Below are 18,376 nucleotides of genomic sequence, written 5' to 3' on the forward strand. Positions count from 1 at the left end.
TCCCCGGAGCGGTGTGCCTTTGCGCAGACCGTTCCTGGCCGACCGGAGAGGTCCGGCCGACACCCAAATTTGCAGTGTAGCGCCGCCCGGGCGGGCGGCGTTTGACAGAGATGCCGCCGAAACCTTAGCGGTAGGGCGAGTCCATGCCGATGTTGCGGGCGATTTCACGCTCCCAACGGTCGCCGTTCGAGAGAAGGCGTTCCTTGTCGTAGTAGAGCTCTTCGCGCGTTTCCGTGGCGAACTCGAAGTTCGGCCCTTCGACGATGGCGTCGACCGGGCAGGCTTCCTGGCAGAAGCCGCAATAGATGCACTTCACCATGTCGATGTCGTAGCGCACCGTGCGGCGGGTGCCGTCATTGCGGCGCGGACCGGCCTCGATGGTGATGGCCTGGGCGGGACAGATCGCTTCGCACAGCTTGCAGGCGATGCAGCGCTCTTCGCCGTTGGGATAGCGGCGCAGCGCATGCTCGCCGCGAAAACGCGGGCTGATCGGGCCTTTTTCGAACGGATAGTTCAGCGTCGCCTTCGGCGCGAAGAAGTAGCGCATCGACAGGAAGAACGCGCCGACGAACTCCTTGAGGAACAGCGATCTGACGGCTTGCGAAATGGCGGCCATCATTTACCTCCGAATGAGCTGGCCTGGGAGATGCCAGCGACTGTCGCGAAACTGGGGACGGGCATCAGGCCCATCCGCCGAGCTTCAGCGTGATTGCAACGATAAAGACCATGACGAGCGAGAGCGGAAGGAAGACCTTCCAGCCGAGACGCATCAACTGGTCATAGCGGTAGCGTGGCACGAATGCCTTGACCATCGCGAACATGAAGAACACCAGCGACGCCTTGAGAACGAACCAGATGATCCCCGGAACCCAATTCAGGAACCAGATGTCCACCGGAGGCAGCCAGCCGCCGAGAAAGAGAATCGTGGTCAATGCGCACATCAGGCAGATCGCGGCATATTCGCCGAGCATGAACATCATGTACGGCGTCGAGCCGTATTCGACCATGAAGCCCGCGACGAGCTCCGACTCGGCCTCAACAAGGTCGAAGGGCGGGCGGTTCGTCTCGGCCAGCGCCGAGATGAAGAACACGATGAACATCGGGAACAGCGGCAGCCAGTACCAGTCAAGGAACGAGCCCGGCAGGCCCATCATCGTGCCGAGACCGTCACGCTGCGAGTTGACGATGTCCGTCAGGTTGAGCGAACCGACGCACAGCAGGACGGTGACGATGACGAAGCCAATCGAGACTTCGTAGGACACCATCTGTGCCGCCGAGCGCAGTGCCGACAGGAAGGGATACTTCGAGTTCGACGCCCAGCCGCCCATGATGACGCCGTAGACTTCAAGCGACGAGATCGCGAGAACGTAGAGAATGCCGACATTGATGTTCGCCATCACCCAGTTGTCGTTCAGCGGAACGACGGCCCAGGCGGCGAGCGCCAGCGTCACCGACACGAGCGGCGCCAGAAGGAAGAGAACCTTGTTCGCGCCGGCCGGAATGACCGGTTCCTTGACGACGAACTTCAAAAGATCGGCGAAGGACTGGAAAAGGCCGAAGGGACCCACCACGTTTGGTCCACGGCGCAGCTGCACCGCTGCCCAGATCTTGCGGTCCGCCAGCAGAATGTAGGCGATGAAGATCAGGAGAGCGACCAGCAGCAGAAGCGACTGGCCGATCATGATGGCCGCCGGCCAGACGTAGGTCGAAAGAAAACCGTCCATGGTGCCTTATTCTCCCGCGCTCATTCCGCTGCCGCTTTGAAATTGTTGCGAGCCAGCGCCGAACATTCGGCCATGACCGCGGAAGCGCGCGCTATCGGGTTCGTCAAATAGAAGTCTTTCACCGGAGACGCAAACGCGGATTTGGTCATCTCACCCGCTTTTTGTCCCAGTGCGGCAATTTCGCCGTCGACCGCCGGGGCGATCATGTCGACATCGCCGAAATGCGGATATTCCGAGACCAGCTTGCGGCGCAGTTCGGCCAGCGAGTCGTAGGGCAGCTTCTTGCCGAGCACGTCGGACAGTGCCCGGAGAATCGCCCAGTCTTCGCGGGCCTCACCCGGTGCAAAGCCGGCGCGGTTGCCCATCTGGACGCGGCCTTCGGTGTTGACCCAGAGACCGGACTTTTCCGTGTAGGTCGCACCCGGCAGGATGACATCCGCGCCGTGGGCACCGTTGTCGCCGTGGGAACCGATATAGACGGTGAAGCCGCTCATGCGCGTCGCCAGGTCGATCTCATCTGCGCCGAGCAGGAAGAGCACGTCCGTGCCCGTCACCATCTCGTGCGCCGTCTTGCCGTTGGCGCCCGGCACGAAGCCGAGGTCGAGACCGCCGACGCGCGCCGCCGCCGTGTGAAGGACGGCAAAGCCGTTCCAGCCGTCGGACACCGCACCGATCGCCCCGGCAAGCTTGGCAGCGGACGCAAGGACCGATGCCCCACCTTCGCCGATCAGGGCGCCCTGCCCGATGATGATCATCGGACGCTCGGCCTTGCTCAGCACCTCATAGAAACTGCCGCGGCCGGCGAGGAGTTCGCCCAGCGTGTCGGTCCCGGCGCCGAGGTAGTCATAGGCGTAGCGCAGCTCGGCTGCCTCGCCGATCACGCCGATCGGGAATGGGCCCATGCGGAAGCGCTTGCGGATGCGGGCGTTGAGCACCGAGGCCTCGAAGCGGGGATTGGCACCGATGATCAGGAGAGCGTCAGCGTTTTCAATGCCCTGGATGGTGGGATTGAAGAGATAGCTCGAACGTCCGAACGACGGATCAAGCGCTGCGCCGTCCTGACGACAATCGATGTTCTCGGAGCCGAGCGCCGTCATCAGGCCTTTCAGCGCATACATTTCCTCGACGGACGCAAGGTCCCCGGCGATCGCGCCGATGCGGTCGCCGCTGGTTGCCGACACGGCCGTCCGGATCGCGGCGAAGGCCTCGCCCCAGCTCGCGGGCTGCAACCGGCCGTCCTTCTTGACGTAAGGGCGATCCAGACGCTGCGTCTTCAGGCCGTCCCAGATGAACCGGGTCTTGTCGGAGATCCACTCTTCGTTGATCTCTTCGTTGATGCGCGGCATGACGCGCATGACTTCGCGGCCGCGCGTATCGACGCGGATGGCGGAGCCGACGGCGTCCATGACGTCGACCGACTCGGTCTTGCCGAGTTCCCAGGGGCGCGCATTGAACGCGTAGGGCTTGGAGGTCAGAGCACCGACCGGGCAGAGATCGACGACATTGCCCTGCAGCTCCGACGTCATCGCCTGCTCGAGATAGGTGGTGATCTCGGCGTCCTCGCCGCGACCGATCAGGCCGAGCTCGGCAATGCCGGCCACTTCGGTGGTGAAGCGGACGCAGCGTGTGCAGTGAATGCAGCGGTTCATCACCGTCTTCACCAGCGGGCCGATATACTTGTCCTCGACCGCACGCTTGTTCTCGTTGTAGCGGGTCGAGTCGACGCCGAAGGCCATGGCCTGGTCCTGCAGATCGCACTCGCCGCCCTGGTCGCAGATCGGGCAATCCAGCGGATGGTTGATCAGCAGGAATTCCATCACGCCTTCACGGGCCTTCTTGACCATCGGGGTGGTCGTGAAGACTTCCGGCGTCTCGCCGTTCGGGCCGGGGCGAAGGTCGCGCACGCCCATGGCGCAGGAGGCCGCCGGCTTCGGCGGGCCACCCTTCACCTCGATCAGACACATGCGACAATTGCCGGCAACCGACAGCCGCTCGTGGAAACAGAAGCGCGGAACCTCGGCGCCGGCTTCCTCGCACGCCTGAAGCAGCGTGAAATGATCCGGGACCTCGATCTCTTTTCCGTCGACTTTCAGCTTTGCCATCTTCGCACTCAATCCTGTCCTCTTCCGCCGGTCTTCAAGCGACGGATCGATCGTCAAAGGGCCTCGTCGGCCCTGTCTGTCCCGAGGCCAGCGGCCTCGATCGTTTGTAGGGGCCCGCAGGCACCCGAAGCGTCGGTCGGTCACCCAGGCAGCGCGCCGCCGTGACCGGCGGCCCCGCCAGGCGCTCAGCCTTTGGCGAGCACCTTTGCCTGTTCGACCCAGCGATCCCGCGCGATGCGGCCGCTCACATTCAGTTCCCGGTCGAACCGGGCAATGTCGTCCTCGTTCCAGGCCGCAATCTGGCTGAACCGCGTGACCTCAAGATTTTTCAGCACCTGCTCCAGCTTCGGGCCGATGCCGGAGATCTTCTTCAGGTCATCCGCCGCCTTGCCGCGACGCGCACGGGCCGGCTTGTCGGCGACGCCCGTGACCTTGGCGTCTGCTGGTAGCGGTGCGGAAGCCTTTGCGGCCGCATCCGATGCGCGCGCCATTGCGGCCGCCGTCACCTCGGCTGCCTGTGCCGCCATGTCGGCGGAGGGTTCGGGCGCAAGCGCGTCGTCCGCCGTCGGCTCTGCGGGTTCAGCGGGCGCTGCCCCCTGCCCTGCCTGTCGTTCAGCCTCGGCGGTGGCTGCGGCCTTCTGTGCCGCCTCCATGAAGCCCTGCATCGCACCGAGCATGAAGCCGGCAATATGGCTTGCCATTCCAAAGCCCATCGCGGCGGCTGCCGCGACGGATGCCGTCGGGTTCTGCATCAGCGGCGGCAAGGGCGGCCCGCCCTCCTTCGTCCAGCCGGCAAAGCCCCTGGGGTCGCCGCTCGACGAGGAAGTATCATGCGCGTCTGCAAAACCTGCCTGCCCTTCCTCGATCGACGACTTTACCATCTTGTCACTCCGCGGCTTGCAGAACGGCCCCATGCGATGAGGCGTTGCGTGTGTATTCATCGATTCGCGCTTCCATCTCGGGACGGAAATTGCGGATCAGTCCCTGGATCGGCCATGCCGCTGCGTCGCCCAGCGCGCAGATCGTGTGGCCTTCGACCTGCTTCGTCACGTCGAACAACATGTCGATCTCGCGTTTCTGCGCACGACCCTGAACCATGCGCTCCATGACGCGCATCATCCAGCCGGTGCCTTCGCGGCACGGCGTGCACTGGCCGCAGCTCTCATGCTTGTAGAAGGCGGCCAGACGCCAGATGGCCTTGATGATGTCGGTCGAGCGATCCATCACGATAATGGCGGCGGTGCCGAACGACGACTTCACGTCGCGCATGCCGTCGAAGTCCATCGGCGCATCGATGATGTGCTCGGCCTTGACCACCGGGCAGGATGAGCCGCCCGGAATGACGGCGAGAAGATTGTCCCATCCGCCGCGGATGCCGCCGCAATGGCGCTCGATCATCTCGCGGAACGGCGTTCCCATGGCGTCCTCGAACGTGCACGGCTTGTTGACGTGGCCGGAGACCATGTACAGCTTGGTTCCGACATTGTTCGGACGGCCGATCGAGGAGAACCAGCCGGCGCCGCGACGCAAGATGGTCGGCGCCACGGCAATCGACTCGACGTTGTTGACCGTCGTCGGGCAGCCATAGAGACCCATATTGGCTGGGAACGGCGGCTTCAGGCGCGGCTGGCCCTTCTTGCCTTCCAGGCTCTCGAGCAGGGCGGTTTCCTCGCCGCAGATATAGGCACCGGCGCCGTGGTGGACGAAGATCTCCATGTCCCAGCCGAGCTTGTTGTTCGTGCCGAGCAGACCAGCGTCATAGCATTCGTCGATCGCCGCCTGCAGCGCCTCGCGTTCCCGCATGTATTCGCCGCGGACGTAGATGTAGGCCGCATGAGCGCCCATGGCGAAGCTCGCGATGACGCAGCCTTCGATCAGCGTGTGCGGATCGTGCCGCATGATGTCGCGGTCCTTGCAGGTGCCGGGCTCCGATTCGTCGGCGTTGACGACGAGATAATGCGGACGCCCGTCGCTTTCCTTCGGCATGAAGGACCATTTGAGGCCCGTCGGGAAGCCCGCGCCACCGCGGCCGCGCAGACCGGAGGCCTTCATCTCGTTGATGATCCAGTCGCGACCTTTTTCCAGGATCTGCTTGGTGCCGTCCCAATGGCCGCGCGACATCGCGCCTTTCAGCGACTTGTCGTGAAGGCCGTAGAGATTGGTGAAGATGCGATCTTTATCGTCAAGCATGGCTCAGTCCGCCGATTCTTCGAGAATATGGGTCCGCCATGTCGGCGGGTCAGTCTTGCGTCCATTCATCGGGCTCGCGCCGTCCGCCTCGTGGCACCGATCGTCGGCGGTCGCCGATCTCTCCGGTGTACTCGGCTTCGCAGCCCGTGGCCAGTGCAACCGTGCGCCGAACCGGCGCGACGGTGCCCGACCGTCCTGTCACTTCGCTTCTGGTGCCGGCTTGCCGGCACCGGCCGTGAGGTCGGTCTTTTCGCCGCCCTCCGGCGTGTCGACGGTTGCGGCATCCTTGGTTTCGCCGCCTTCGCTCTTCGCGTTCGCCGCCGCCTCGCTCTTGGCCGTGGCCGGCGTCTTCATCGTCGGGTTGGTCTCGGCGTCCGTGCTCTTCGGGCGACCGGCCTCCGATGGAGGAACGGACGCGCCTTCCGCCGGTGCCGGCGGCGCCACAGGTTCGGTTACCTGGTTGCGCTGGGGCGTCGGCTCTTCGGTCAGCGTCGTCAGTCCGTCGATCGGCGCGGAGAAGATCCGGTCGATCTGCGGACCCGGGACGATCTCGGCGCCACGGCCGGCATCGAAGGCATCGATGATCTCTTCCAGCCGCTCGACCGTCAGGTCTTCGTAGCTGTCCTTGAAGATCATCACCATCGGCGCATTGACGCAGGCGCCCTGACACTCGACCTCTTCCCACGACAGCGTGCCGCTCTCGTTCTGCGTCAGCGGCTGGCCGTGGATCTTGCGCTTGCAGAGCGCGATCAGCTCTTCGGAGCCCCGCAGCATGCAGGGTGTCGTGCCGCAGACCTGGATATGGGCGCGGGTGCCGATCGGCTTCAGCTGGAACTGGGTGTAGAAGGTCGCGACTTCGAGAACGCGGATATAGGGCATGTCGAGCATGTCCGCGACGCTCTCGATCGCCGCCTTGGTCACCCAGCCATCCTGTTCCTGTGCCCGCATCAGCAGCGGGATGACAGCGGACTGCTGGCGGCCTTCCGGGTACTTCCGGATCGTGGTCTGCGCCCAGGCAGCATTGGCTTCGCTGAACGCGAACTGCTGCGGCTGGACGGCTTCATCGGCTAGTCGACGAACGGACATGTTTACCGCACCCTATTTCAGTTTCTCGACCCGGCAAACAGGCTGCTCAGCAGCTGCTCGGATCCGGATGTATTTTGTTCGCGGCGATCGACCGCGGCGGAAGACGCGCCGGTCTTGGCCGACTGGGCCAGAAGACGATCGAGCGTCTGGATGACGAAGCGGCGGGCGGCGACGGAACGATCCAGCATCAGCGGTCGACCTCCCCGAACACGATGTCGAGCGAGCCGAGAATCGCCGAGACGTCGGCGAGCTGGTGGCCGCGACAGATGTAGTCCATCGCCTGCAGATGCGCGTAACCCGGTGCCCGGATCTTGCAGCGATACGGCTTGTTGGTGCCGTCGGAGACGAGATAGACCCCGAACTCGCCCTTGGGGGCCTCGACCGCGGCGTAAACCTCGCCGGCCGGAACGTGGTAGCCCTCGGTATAGAGCTTGAAATGGTGGATCAGCGCTTCCATCGACCGCTTCATCTCGCCGCGCTTCGGCGGAACGACCTTGCCGTCGAGTGAGGAGACCGGTCCGACCTTGGCGTCGCCCAGAAGACGATCGACGCACTGGCGCATGATCTTCGCCGATTCGCGCATTTCGATCATGCGGATCAGGTAGCGGTCGTAGCAGTCGCCGTTCTTGCCGATCGGAATGTCGAAGTCCATGTCGGCATAGCATTCGTAGGGCTGCGACTTGCGCAGGTCCCACGCGGCGCCCGAGCCGCGGACCATGACGCCCGAAAAGCCCCAGGCCCAGCAATCCTCGAGGCTCACGACGCCGATATCGACGTTGCGCTGTTTGAAGATGCGGTTGCCCGTCAGGAGGTCGTCGATATCGTCAACGGTCTTCAGGAACGGATCGATCCATTTGCCGATGTCTTCGACCAACTCGTGCGGCAGATCCTGGTGGACACCGCCCGGGCGGAAATAGGCGGCGTGCATGCGCGAACCCGAGGCGCGCTCATAGAACACCATCAGCTTTTCGCGCTCTTCGAAGCCCCAGAGCGGCGGGGTCAGCGCGCCGACGTCCATCGCCTGCGTTGTCACGTTCAGAAGGTGCGACAAGATGCGGCTGATTTCGGAATAGAGAACCCGGATCAACTGGCCGCGGATCGGCACTTCGGTACCCGTCAGCTTTTCCACCGCCAGCGAGAACCCATGTTCCTGGTTCATCGGCGCGACATAGTCGAGACGGTCGAAATACGGCAGGGCCTGCAGATAGGTCTTCGCCTCGATCAGCTTCTCGGTGCCGCGGTGCAAGAGACCGATATGGGGATCGACCCGCTCGACAATCTCGCCGTCCAGCTCCAGCACCAGACGCAACACGCCATGCGCCGCCGGGTGCTGTGGCCCGAAGTTGATGTTGAAGTTGCGGATGTTGTGTTCGTTCATTCGCTTCGCGCTCCGCGCTCTCTGCAATTAGCCAGGTGCCAGTCGGCAGTCGGGTCGTTCATATCACACGTCACGCTGATACCGTCCTTCTCGCAAGAGCCCTATCAGGACACGCGACATTTTTCCAATGTCCGTCGCATCCTCCAGAGACGTCGTCACGCGGTCCGCGTCGATCATGCCCACCCGCACCGATCGGATGCGGTGCGCTTTGCGTTCCCTTGAAGACCCTTGTGCGATCGTCAGATGATGCACGGAAGAGCCCCATTCTCTGCTGTACCGTCCGGAGATTTCGGCCGCAACGGATGCGACCGATCTCCGGATGCGGGAGACGAAGCCGAAACCTGTTCCCGAGGAAGGGGATCGCCGTCCGACCCTCTCCTTCAAACGATTGCCGATGGGCAAAGCCCCGTTTTCCAGACCGTCACTTCGCCTTCTCGTCTCCGGGCAGGACGTAATCCGTCCCTTCCCAGGGCGACAGGAAGTCGAAGTTGCGGAATTCCTGCTTCAGTTCGACCGGCTCGTAGACCACGCGCTTGGCTTCGTCGTTGTAGCGGACTTCGACATAGCCCGTCAGCGGGAAGTCCTTGCGCAGCGGATACCCCTCGAAACCGTAGTCGGTGAGAATACGGCGCAGGTCGGGATGCCCCGTAAAAAGGATGCCGTACATGTCGTAGGCTTCACGCTCGAACCAGTCGGCGCCCGGAAAGACGCCGCAGATCGAGGGAACCGGCTCTTCTTCCGATGTCGCGACCTTCACGCGGATCCGCTGGTTCTGCTTGGGCGACAGGAGATGATAGACCACATCGAACCGCTCGGGGCGCGAGGGATAGTCCACGCCGCAGACGTCGATGATGTTGACGAAACCGCAGCGGGCGTCGTCGCGCAGGAACGTGAGCAGCGCGACGATGTTCTCGCCGGTCGTGGTCAGCGTCAGGTCGCCGAACGCGATCGTCGCCTCGGCGAACAGGGCGCCGTTCGTTTCCCGAAGATAGGTGGCGAGGCTGTTCAGAGCTTCACTCATGGCGTGTCCTTATCCGGATGACCACCCGGCCAGGGACAAGACGTCCCTGAAGCCTGTGGCCGAAGACCCCCGGCGCCGAACGCGCGGGGGCTGCAGTTGGGCCTAACGTTCGATCGTACCCGTGCGGCGGATCTTCTTCTGCAGCAGCAGCACGCCATAGAGCAGCGCTTCTGCCGTGGGAGGACAGCCCGGCACGTAGATATCGACAGGCACGACGCGATCGCATCCGCGCACCACCGAGTAGGAATAGTGATAGTAGCCGCCGCCATTGGCGCAGGAGCCCATCGAGATGACGTAACGCGGCTCCGGCATCTGGTCATAGACCTTGCGAAGTGCGGGCGCCATCTTGTTGGTCAGCGTGCCGGCGACGATCATCACGTCGGACTGGCGCGGCGACGCACGCGGCGCAAAGCCGAAGCGTTCGGCATCGTAGCGCGGCATCGACATCTGCATCATTTCCACGGCGCAGCAGGCGAGACCGAAGGTCATCCACATCAGCGAGCCCGTGCGGGCCCAGTTGATCAGCTCGTCGGTGGAGGTGACGAGGAAACCCTTGTCGGCGAGTTCATTGTTGATTTCGCCGAAAAACGGATCATTGGCGCCGACCGGCTTGCCCGTCGAGGGATCGATGATGCCCTTGGGGGACTGTGCCACCATGGGGTTCGTGGTTGCTACTCCCATTCGAGCGCTCCCTTCTTCCATTCGTAGATGAATCCGATGGTCAGCACGCCGAGGAAGGCCATCATGGACCAGAAGCCGAACCAGCCCATGCCCTTGAACGCCACGGCCCAGGGGAAGAGGAACGCGACTTCCAGGTCGAAGATGATGAACAGGATCGACACGAGATAGAACCGGATGTCGAACTTCATGCGCGCATCGTCGAACGCATTGAAGCCGCACTCGTAGGCCGAAAGCTTTTCATCGTCCGGCGCCTTGAAGGCAACCGCAAACGGCGCCGCCAGGAGGGCGAGACCGATGACCAGCGAGATGCCGATGAAGATGGCGATCGGGATATAAGAACCGAGAAGGTCTGTCATTATTTTGTCCCTGCCCGCGGCCGCACCGGTGAGGCGCGAATGGCGTCTGCCTGCAGGCCGAAAAATGTTGCAACGCCAAAGTCGTTAGCGCAGCCCGCGCCATGGCGCAAGCCTCGCTTCCTGTTTTCATCCGCTCGTTCGAGCGAATGAAGAGTCCCGCTATTTCGTGGTTCTCCTCCAGCCGTCCGGACCATGTCCGAGGCATTGCAGAGCTACAACCTACATAGTCGTTTCCGGGAAGATTACCAGTCTGGGGAAGCCCTCAAAAGGGCGAAGGGGGCAAAATGTCGCGGTCCTCTTTCGAGGACCGCTGATCGACATTTTCATTTTACTGTGAAAGTAAAATGGCGCGAGTGACGGGGCTCGAACCCGCGACCTCCGGCGTGACAGGCCGGCACTCTAACCAACTGAGCTACACCCGCGCATTGTTTGGAAAACCGTTCTTTTCAGTCCGTCTTCCGTGACCGTCCGGCGTTGCGCCGTTCGATGAGCGGCTGTTTACGGGGGGTTTCGGGGAGTGTCAAGCGCGTTCAAATACAAAATGATGACAATCTGGATTTTCTTCCCGAAGGCCCGCCTGTCGATCCCTCGCCGCTGGCCGGCAAACCCCGGCAACACAGGGCGTCGGGGCGAAAATCGTCTCGTTTTCCGTATCTTAGAAAATGAAGCGGCTTTTCCACACCCCCTCGTCTTCGCCCGAAACGCTTGCGAAAAAGGCGGAAAACATCCTTCGCGGCGCGCGCGATGCCGGGAAATGCGGGAGAAAAGAGGGAGAGGTGCGGCCTCCATAAAAAAACACCGGAAAACCCGTCATCCGGTCTTGCGGTTTGCAACGGTTCCGAATACATCACGGCCACCAACGCGGCGGGCGATTAGCTCAGTTGGTAGAGCGCCTCGTTTACACCGAGGATGTCGGCGGTTCGAGTCCGTCATCGCCCACCATTCTTCCCCGCCTTGCTATCCCACTCCGAACGTTATCCAGGTGCTCCCTCACGGGACGCAAGACGCGTGTTCCCACATGCTTGTCGGGCGTGGACCCGACGCGCGTCCGCGCGCCGGTATGGTTCGTGTGCGCGTCCGCGCGCAGATACGTTCAGGGTGCGCGTCCGCGTACCGGTATGTCTCGTGCGCGTGACGACGCCGGCCTGCCGCAGCGGCGCTGCACCGTCAGGCGGTGTAGGCCGCGCTGAGCAGCGTCTGCGTATAGGCCTGCCGCGGAGCCGCAAACAGGGCCTCGGTGTCCCCCTCCTCCACGATCTCACCATCCTTCATGACGATGACGTAGTCGGCCATGGCCTTGATGACGGCAAGGTCGTGGCTGATGAAGACATAGGAGAGGCCGTGGGCATCCTGCAGGCGGCGCAGAAGGTCGATCACCTGCCCCTGCACCGAGCGGTCGAGCGCCGATGTCGGCTCGTCGAGAACGACGAGGCGGGGTTTGAGAATCATCGCCCGCGCGATCGCGATGCGCTGCCGCTGGCCGCCGGAGAATTCGTGCGGATAGCGGTTGCGCGCCTGCGGATCGAGCCCGACCTCTTTCAGCGCCTCGATGGCACGTTTATCGCGGTCGGCGCGGCTCAGATCCGGCTCGTGGACATAGAGCCCCTCCGTGATGATCTCGCCGACGGTCTGTCGCGGAGATAGCGAACCGAACGGATCCTGGAAGACGAGCTGCATCTCCCGGCGGAGCGGGCGCATCGCCTTCCGGTCGAAGCCCGAAACGTCCTGCCCGTCGAAGCGGATGATGCCCGAGGCCGGCACGAGCTGCAGAAGCGCCCGTCCGAGCGTCGATTTTCCCGAGCCCGATTCGCCGACCACGCCGATCGTCTGCCCTTCGCAGAGCCGGAGGCTGACACTGTCGACCGCGCGGAAGGTGCTGGAACGCTTGGAAAAGAGGCCACCTCCGATCGCATAGTCGACCGAGACACGCCGCCCATCGAGAAGGACGGGCGCGGAGGCCGGCACCGGCTGCTTCTCGCCGCGCGGCTCGGCATCCAGCAGCATCTTCGTGTAGTCGGCCTGAGGCCGTTCGAAGATGTCCGTCGTCGCGCCCCGTTCCACCACCTCTCCCCGCCGCATCACGACGACGCGGTCGGCCACGTGTCGGACGACGCCGAGATCATGGGTGATGAGAACCACCGCCATCGCGAAGCGCGCCTGGAGCGACTTCAGGAGATCGAGGATCTGCGCCTGGATCGTCACGTCGAGGGCCGTCGTCGGCTCGTCGGCGATGAGGATGTCGGGATCGTTGGCAAGTGCCATGGCGATCATCACGCGCTGGCGCTGGCCGCCGGAAAGCTCGTGCGGATAGCTGTCGATTCGCCGCTGCGGATCGGGAATGCCGACGAGGTCGAGCAGCTCGAGCACGCGCGCCCGCGCCTGCCGGAAGCTGCCGCCGCGATGGTGGACGATCGGCTCGGCGATCTGTCGCCCGATGGTATAGAGCGGATCGAGCGAACTCATCGGTTCCTGGAAGATCATGGTGATCTTGGCGCCGCGCACGGTGTTCAGCGCCTTCACCGGCAGGCCGATCAGGTCCTGCCCGCGATAGGCCGCTTGGCCGCTGACGCGTCCGTTGGCGGCGAGCAGGCCCATGATTCCCATCATGGTCTGGCTCTTGCCTGAACCGCTTTCGCCGACGACGGCCAGCGTTTCTCCGGCCCGGACGTCGAGGTCGATGCCCCTCACCGCCTCGACCGGTCCATCCGGCGTGTCGAAGGTCACCTTGAGATTGCGAACGTCGAGAATGATGTCATCTGGTTCCGACATGTCAGCGGTCCCTCGGATCGAGTGCGTCACGCAGCCCGTCGCCGACGAAGTTCAAAGAGAACAGGGTCAGGACGAAGAAGAAGGCGGGAAAGATCAGCAGCCATGGCGCCGACTGGATGTTGTTGGCCCCTTCGGAGATCAGCGCGCCCCAGCTCGTCAGCGGCGCCTGAACGCCGAGGCCGAGGAAAGAGAGGAAGCTCTCGAGGAGAATCACCTTGGGCACCACGACGGTGACGAAGACGACGACCGGTCCGATGGTGTTGGGCACGACGTGGCGGCGGATAATCTGCCAGTCGGTCAGGCCGAGCGCCTGCGCGGCGGCCACGAACTCCCGGCGCTTCAGCGCCAGTGTCTGCCCGCGCACGATTCGCGCCATGTCGAGCCATTCCACCGCACCGATCACCAAGAAGATGAGAATGAAGGAGCGGCCGAAGAAGACCACGAGCACGACGACGAGGAAGACGAAGGGCAACGAGTAGAGAATCTCGACGAACCGCATCATGACATTGTCGACCCGACCGCCGAGATAGCCCGACGTTGCGCCGTAGAGAACGCCGATGCCGAGAGAGACGAGGCTGGCGAGCAGTCCGACCGCGAGCGAGATCTGCCCACCGAGCATGACGCGCGCGACGAGGTCGCGGCCGTTCGAATCGGTGCCGAACAGGAAATACTCGCGCGACACGCGCCCCTCGACCACGATCGTGCGTCCATCGTCGCGTGTTTCCGTGACCTTCGTGTCGTCGAACTCGTTGGCGCGATCGATATAGCGCGTCGTTCGCGGATCGATCGCCGCGTCGGCCGTGAAGGTCGCCGTGAAGGTCTGTCCTTCGACCTCGAACGCCTGCAGCGTGACGCGGGCCCGGGCGGCTGCGGCCGAGATCGCGCCCTCCAGGCTGTCGGCACCGGGCCGCGGCTCGAGGCTCGGCGGCACGGAGACATAGGAGGGAAAGACCTGGTCGTAGGCGTGACTGATGAACAGCGGCCCGAGGAACGAGAACAGGGCGACGAGCACCAGCACGACGCTGCCGGCCATGGCGGCGCGGTTGCGCCGAAAGCGCGTGGCGGCGAGCTGGAACAGGCTGCGGCTTGCCGCTTCCGGCATTACCGCCGGCATCTGGGCGAGATCACTCATGGCGAACCCTCGGATCGAGCAGGCCGTAGAGAATGTCGACCACTAGGTTGAAGACGATGACGAAGACCGCGATCAGCACGACCGTGCCCATGACCAGCGTATAATCGCGATTGATGGCGCCGAGCACGAAGAAGCGGCCGACACCGGGAATGGTGAACAGCGTCTCGATGACGGCGGAGCCCGTCAGCAGCGCTGCGGCGCAAGGCGCGAGATAGGAGACGACCGGCAGCATGGCCGCGCGCATCGCATGCGTCACCACCACCGTGCGGGTCGGCAGGCCGTAGGCGCGTGCCGTGCGGATATGGTCCGTGTGCAGCGCCTCGATCATCGCGCCGCGCGTTAGGCGGGCAAAGACGGCGAGCTGGGGAAGCGCCAGCGCGATCATCGGCAGGATCAGAAACCGCAGCGATCCGTCCCCCCAGCCGCCGGCCGGCAGCCAGGACAGGGTGACCGCGAAGATGAGGGTCAGGACAGGCCCGATGACGAAATTCGGCACCGTGACACCCACCGTCGACAGGGTCATCAGGCCGACGTCGAGCAGGCTGTTCTGCCGGAGGGCGGCAAACGTGCCCGCGGCGACACCGCCGACCAGCGCAAGCCCGAGCGCCCAGAGGCCCAGTTCGATCGAATACGGCAACCCCATGCCGATCAGCTGATCGACCGTGTTGTCGCGATAGATGTAGCTCGGCCCGAAATCGCCGCGCACGACATTGCCGAGGTAGCGCAGATACTGCTGCCAGAGCGGCAGATCCAGCCCATAGGCCTTGTTGATGTTGGCCATGGTCTGGGGCGAGAGCGGCCGCTCGAGATTGAACGGGCCACCGGGCGCAAAGCGCATGAGGAAGAACGAGATCGTGACGACGATGAACAGCGTCGGCACGGCACTCGCAAGGCGGCGAAGAACGAAGGATAGCATGGCCGTCTCCATGGGAGGGCGGAAGGAACAGCGACACGTGCCCCGATCGACCGGACCGACGACGCCGGCACGAGGCCGGATCGGTTGCGGTCGTTCGCAAGGCGGGCGGGAGCGAGGGGCCGTCCGGCGCGGAACGTTTGAAAAAGGCTCGCGCGACCGTGACGTTTTGAAAGCGTGAAAGGCGGCGGCGCGCAGGGCAGCGGCCGGGACCCGCCATGTCAGGCACACTCGGCCAGGGCTCACTCAGCCATGACCGAGCAAGCCCTGACTCATTTGGCTTACTCGCCGATGCTGAGGAAGCGGCTCAGATGCTGGTTGTTGGCATTGTCGACCCAGCCCTTGACCTTCTTGGACACGAGCCACAGCTCGTTCTGGTACAGAAGGGGGGCCACCGGCTGCTCCTTCATGAGCAGCGCCTCTGCCTCGTGCAGCAGTTTTGCACGGGCCGCGGGGTCCTTCTCGTCGTTCGACTTCGCCATCAATGCGTCGTAGTCCGCATTGCTCCACTTGGCGTAGTTGAAGGTCTTGTTGCTCGTCGTGTTCATGGCGAGGAAGTTTTCCGGATCGCCGTAATCGGCCGTCCAGCCGGCGCGCGCCACCGAGAACTTGCCGCCCTCCTGCAGGTAGGCGTAATGCGACGACACGTCGAGATTGACCAGCGTCACCTTGGCGTTGAAGGCCGTCTTCCACATGTCGGCGACCGCCGTTGCGACGCGCTCGTGATTGGGGTTGGTGTTGTAGCGGATCTCGATCTCGAGCGGCTTGCCACCCTCGCCGAAGCCCGCCTCCTTCAGAAGCGCAAGAGCCTCGTCCTCACGGTCGAGCTGGCTCTTCGTCGCGAAATCGGCGAGCGACGGGGCGCCGTAGTCCGGCAGGCCCGGAGGCACAAAGCCGTAGGCCGGCTGCTGCGAGCCGCTGTAGATTTCCGTCGCGAGGAAGTCGCGGTCGATGCCCATGGACAGCGCGCGCCGGACACGCACGTCGTCCATTGGCGCGGTCCGGGTGTCGAACACGTAGTAGTAGGTCGCAAGCGCCGGCGAGATATGGACCTCGTCGCCGAACTGCTTCTTCAGCCGCTCGATCTGGTCGGCCGAGAAATTGTAGTTCACCTGCAGCTCGCCCGCCTCGTAGCGACGGACCGCGGCGGCCTGATCCTCGAGCGGGTAGATGACGACCTTGTCGAGCTTGATGTTGGCCGCGTCCCAATGGTTCTCGTTTCTCGTCAGGGTCAGATGATCGTTGGCGACATGTTCCGTCAGCTTGAAACCACCGTTCGACACCATGATGCCGGGCTTGACGAAATCGGCACCGTTCTTCTCGAAGCTCGCCTTCGAGATCGGCAAAGCCGTCTGGTGCGCCAGCAATTCGAGGAAGTAGGGCGTCGCGCGCTCGAGCGTGATCTCCAGCGTCTTCGAATCGATCGCCTTCACGCCCAGCTGGTCGAGCGGTGCGCCGCTCTTGTTGACCTTTTCGGCATTCTTGATCGGATAGAGGATGTTGGCATAACCGGCCGCCGTCTTCGGGTCCTCGATCCGCATCAGCGAAAACACGAAATCCTCCGCCGTCACCGGGGATCCGTCCGACCACTTGCCATTGTCGCGCAGCTTGAAGGTGTAGACCGTCCCGTCGTCGGACACGGTCCAGCTTTCCGCCGCACCGGGCACGATCTCGCCCTTGGCGTCATAGATCGTCAAACCTTCGTAGAGATCCTTGAGGATGAACTCCTCGATGTTGATCGAGGTATGCGCCTGGTCGAGCGTCTGGGGCTCACCGGCGTTGCCGCGATTGAGCACGACCTCGGCCAATGCGGGGCTCGCGCCCAGCAACAGCGAGCCGATCAAGGCGGCCCGTCGCAGGGTCCGCGTCATGGTCGTCATCGGCAAAGGCCGGCGTCCAGTCAGGGGTGCGGTCATCGATACTCTCCTTGCCCGTTTGCGCCATCTCGGGGCGCCAAAGCGGCAGCAAAGGCGAAAAATTGGGGAAACGCAACCCTTGCCCGATCTCGTCCGCCAGCACCGGGCGGACCGGCGGCGGGCCGTCGATCATCCCGCCGGTTGCAAGAAAGGCTGTCCATCCGAACCCGGTGAACAGCAGAGGACCCGGGCAAACAGACGGCCGGGAAGCGGCGTCAAACTCCTCCCGCACCTTACGTCAAAGGCCGTATCCGCGGAAGACGTCGCCGCGGGATCGGCCGCGCCGTGCGCTCGCAGACACGCAAAACACGACAGCCGAAAGTTGTGATCAACCTTTTCCCGCATGTGCCGAGCACGGATTATTTCGCACCAAAGAAGCTGTGCGCAATCCTCAAGGCCGACCAAACCGATGCCGACTGCTCATACCGACAAGGGCGGCGCGTCGGTCTCGTCGGGATTGGGATTCGGCGTCTCGTCCGGCAGCCGGTCCGGCTCCGGTTCCGTGATCGGCGGCATGGGCGTGGGGATCGGCGGATTGCCGGGGACCGGCGGAAGAACGGGATCGGGTACGGTGGACATATCGGCTACGGTGGACATGGGGTCTCCTGTCAGACGGGAATTCCAGAAACGTCGGCGGCGGGGTGCAGGCCTAAAGGCCGGCCTCGGCTCGCCGCATGGGCATGCTGTCGATCTCGGCGAAAACAAGGGCGGGTTCGACGACGTCATCGTACCGAGCCTTCACATGGCCATCCTTTCCGACGAGCACGAGGGCGAAGGTTCCGGGTGTGCAGCCGAGTTCCTTGCGCAGCATATGCGCCTGCGGCACCACATCCGAGCCGAACTCCGGGCGGACATCATTGCCGTCGACGGAGAACACGGCGAGATCGCGATCGCGCAGGGCATCCTTGTCCGCCTTGAGCGCCAGCAACTGGGCCTGCGACTTGATGCCTGCGGGATCGGAGAAGATCACCAGAATGCGCTTTTCCCATTGCAGGTCATGAAGATGGCCGGACGTTTCCTCCGGATGGGGGCCGACGCCGAAGATTTCGGTCATCAGGGATTTGAGCATGATCGTCTCCTCAGCCGTATCGTCGTTCAGCATTTCCGT

General features: G+C 63.6%; 16 protein-coding genes, 2 tRNA genes and 1 pseudogene. 1 reads left to right on the top strand and 18 read right to left on the bottom strand.

Annotated features, from left to right (window positions below; all coding sequences use genetic code 11):
- Positions 1-124: 124 nt before the first annotated feature.
- From nuoI to ASG25_RS01595, 12 genes and pseudogenes are all read right to left on the bottom strand, one after another.
- A complete protein-coding gene (gene nuoI / locus ASG25_RS01545; protein WP_062468397.1) occupies positions 125-616 on the bottom strand; it encodes an NADH-quinone oxidoreductase subunit NuoI in 492 nt (163 codons plus the stop codon).
- 64 nt (positions 617-680) lie between these two features.
- The gene (gene nuoH, locus ASG25_RS01550; RefSeq protein WP_062468399.1) at positions 681-1,724 is read right to left on the bottom strand and encodes an NADH-quinone oxidoreductase subunit NuoH; all 1,044 of its coding nucleotides are present in this window, start codon (positions 1,722-1,724) and stop codon (positions 681-683) included.
- Positions 1,725-1,744: 20 nt separating this feature from the next.
- Positions 1,745-3,826, bottom strand: coding sequence for an NADH-quinone oxidoreductase subunit NuoG (nuoG, locus tag ASG25_RS01555; RefSeq protein ID WP_062468401.1), 2,082 nt, complete (start codon positions 3,824-3,826; stop codon positions 1,745-1,747).
- A 185-nt stretch (positions 3,827-4,011) separates the two neighbouring features.
- Positions 4,012-4,707, bottom strand: a complete 696-nt coding sequence (locus tag ASG25_RS01560; RefSeq protein ID WP_082479981.1) for a hypothetical protein — start codon at positions 4,705-4,707, stop codon at positions 4,012-4,014.
- Positions 4,708-4,711: 4 nt separating this feature from the next.
- Positions 4,712-6,016 (bottom strand): NADH-quinone oxidoreductase subunit NuoF, encoded by a 1,305-nt coding sequence (nuoF, locus tag ASG25_RS01565; protein WP_062468409.1) that lies wholly within the window; start codon positions 6,014-6,016, stop codon positions 4,712-4,714.
- A gap of 297 nt (positions 6,017-6,313) precedes the next feature.
- Positions 6,314-7,102 (bottom strand): annotated as a pseudogene (gene nuoE, locus ASG25_RS01570) (NADH-quinone oxidoreductase subunit NuoE); the annotation flags it as partial.
- A gap of 17 nt (positions 7,103-7,119) precedes the next feature.
- Positions 7,120-7,290 carry a hypothetical protein gene (locus ASG25_RS22485; protein WP_156379918.1) on the bottom strand — a complete coding sequence of 57 codons (171 nt, stop codon included), beginning with the start codon at positions 7,288-7,290 and terminating at the stop codon, positions 7,120-7,122.
- Entirely contained in the window at positions 7,290-8,480 is a 1,191-nt protein-coding gene (locus ASG25_RS01575) for an NADH-quinone oxidoreductase subunit D (RefSeq protein ID WP_062468412.1), read from the bottom strand. The genes ASG25_RS22485 and ASG25_RS01575 overlap by 1 nt, the downstream gene beginning before the upstream one ends.
- A 421-nt stretch (positions 8,481-8,901) precedes the next feature.
- Positions 8,902-9,501, bottom strand: coding sequence for an NADH-quinone oxidoreductase subunit C (locus ASG25_RS01580; RefSeq protein ID WP_062468415.1), 600 nt, complete (start codon positions 9,499-9,501; stop codon positions 8,902-8,904).
- A 102-nt stretch (positions 9,502-9,603) separates the two neighbouring features.
- Entirely contained in the window at positions 9,604-10,182 is a 579-nt protein-coding gene (locus ASG25_RS01585; RefSeq protein ID WP_062468416.1) for an NADH-quinone oxidoreductase subunit B, read from the bottom strand.
- Positions 10,173-10,538, bottom strand: a complete 366-nt coding sequence (locus ASG25_RS01590; RefSeq protein ID WP_062468417.1) for an NADH-quinone oxidoreductase subunit A — start codon at positions 10,536-10,538, stop codon at positions 10,173-10,175. Before ASG25_RS01590 ends, ASG25_RS01585 begins: the two co-directional genes overlap by 10 nt.
- A gap of 345 nt (positions 10,539-10,883) precedes the next feature.
- A tRNA-Asp gene (locus ASG25_RS01595) sits at positions 10,884-10,960 on the bottom strand.
- A gap of 444 nt (positions 10,961-11,404) precedes the next feature.
- On the opposite strand from ASG25_RS01595, the gene ASG25_RS01600 reads away from it, so the two are divergent.
- Positions 11,405-11,480, top strand: a tRNA-Val gene (locus ASG25_RS01600).
- 225 nt (positions 11,481-11,705) lie between these two features.
- Here the strand turns inward: ASG25_RS01600 and ASG25_RS01605 are convergent.
- The 6 genes from ASG25_RS01605 to ASG25_RS01625 all read right to left on the bottom strand — a co-directional run bounded on the left by ASG25_RS01605 (position 11,706) and on the right by ASG25_RS01625 (position 18,337).
- Positions 11,706-13,307 carry an ABC transporter ATP-binding protein gene (locus ASG25_RS01605; RefSeq protein WP_062468418.1) on the bottom strand — a complete coding sequence of 534 codons (1,602 nt, stop codon included), beginning with the start codon at positions 13,305-13,307 and terminating at the stop codon, positions 11,706-11,708.
- A 1-nt stretch (position 13,308) separates the two neighbouring features.
- Entirely contained in the window at positions 13,309-14,439 is a 1,131-nt protein-coding gene (locus ASG25_RS01610; RefSeq protein ID WP_062468419.1) for an ABC transporter permease subunit, read from the bottom strand.
- The gene (gene oppB, locus ASG25_RS01615; RefSeq protein ID WP_062468421.1) at positions 14,432-15,355 is read right to left on the bottom strand and encodes an oligopeptide ABC transporter permease OppB; all 924 of its coding nucleotides are present in this window, start codon (positions 15,353-15,355) and stop codon (positions 14,432-14,434) included. The genes ASG25_RS01610 and oppB overlap by 8 nt, the downstream gene beginning before the upstream one ends.
- A gap of 278 nt (positions 15,356-15,633) precedes the next feature.
- Complete coding sequence (locus ASG25_RS01620) at positions 15,634-17,223, bottom strand: peptide ABC transporter substrate-binding protein (RefSeq protein WP_162242170.1); 1,590 nt, start codon at positions 17,221-17,223, stop codon at positions 15,634-15,636.
- 465 nt (positions 17,224-17,688) lie between these two features.
- A complete protein-coding gene (locus ASG25_RS22490; RefSeq protein ID WP_156379919.1) occupies positions 17,689-17,865 on the bottom strand; it encodes a hypothetical protein in 177 nt (58 codons plus the stop codon).
- A 52-nt stretch (positions 17,866-17,917) separates the two neighbouring features.
- Positions 17,918-18,337 (bottom strand): DUF4174 domain-containing protein, encoded by a 420-nt coding sequence (locus tag ASG25_RS01625; RefSeq protein WP_162241377.1) that lies wholly within the window; start codon positions 18,335-18,337, stop codon positions 17,918-17,920.
- Positions 18,338-18,376 lie beyond the last annotated feature (39 nt).

It is taken from the genome of Rhizobium sp. Leaf384 (assembly GCF_001424065.1).
Taxonomy (GTDB): Bacteria; Pseudomonadota; Alphaproteobacteria; order Rhizobiales; family Rhizobiaceae; genus Ferranicluibacter.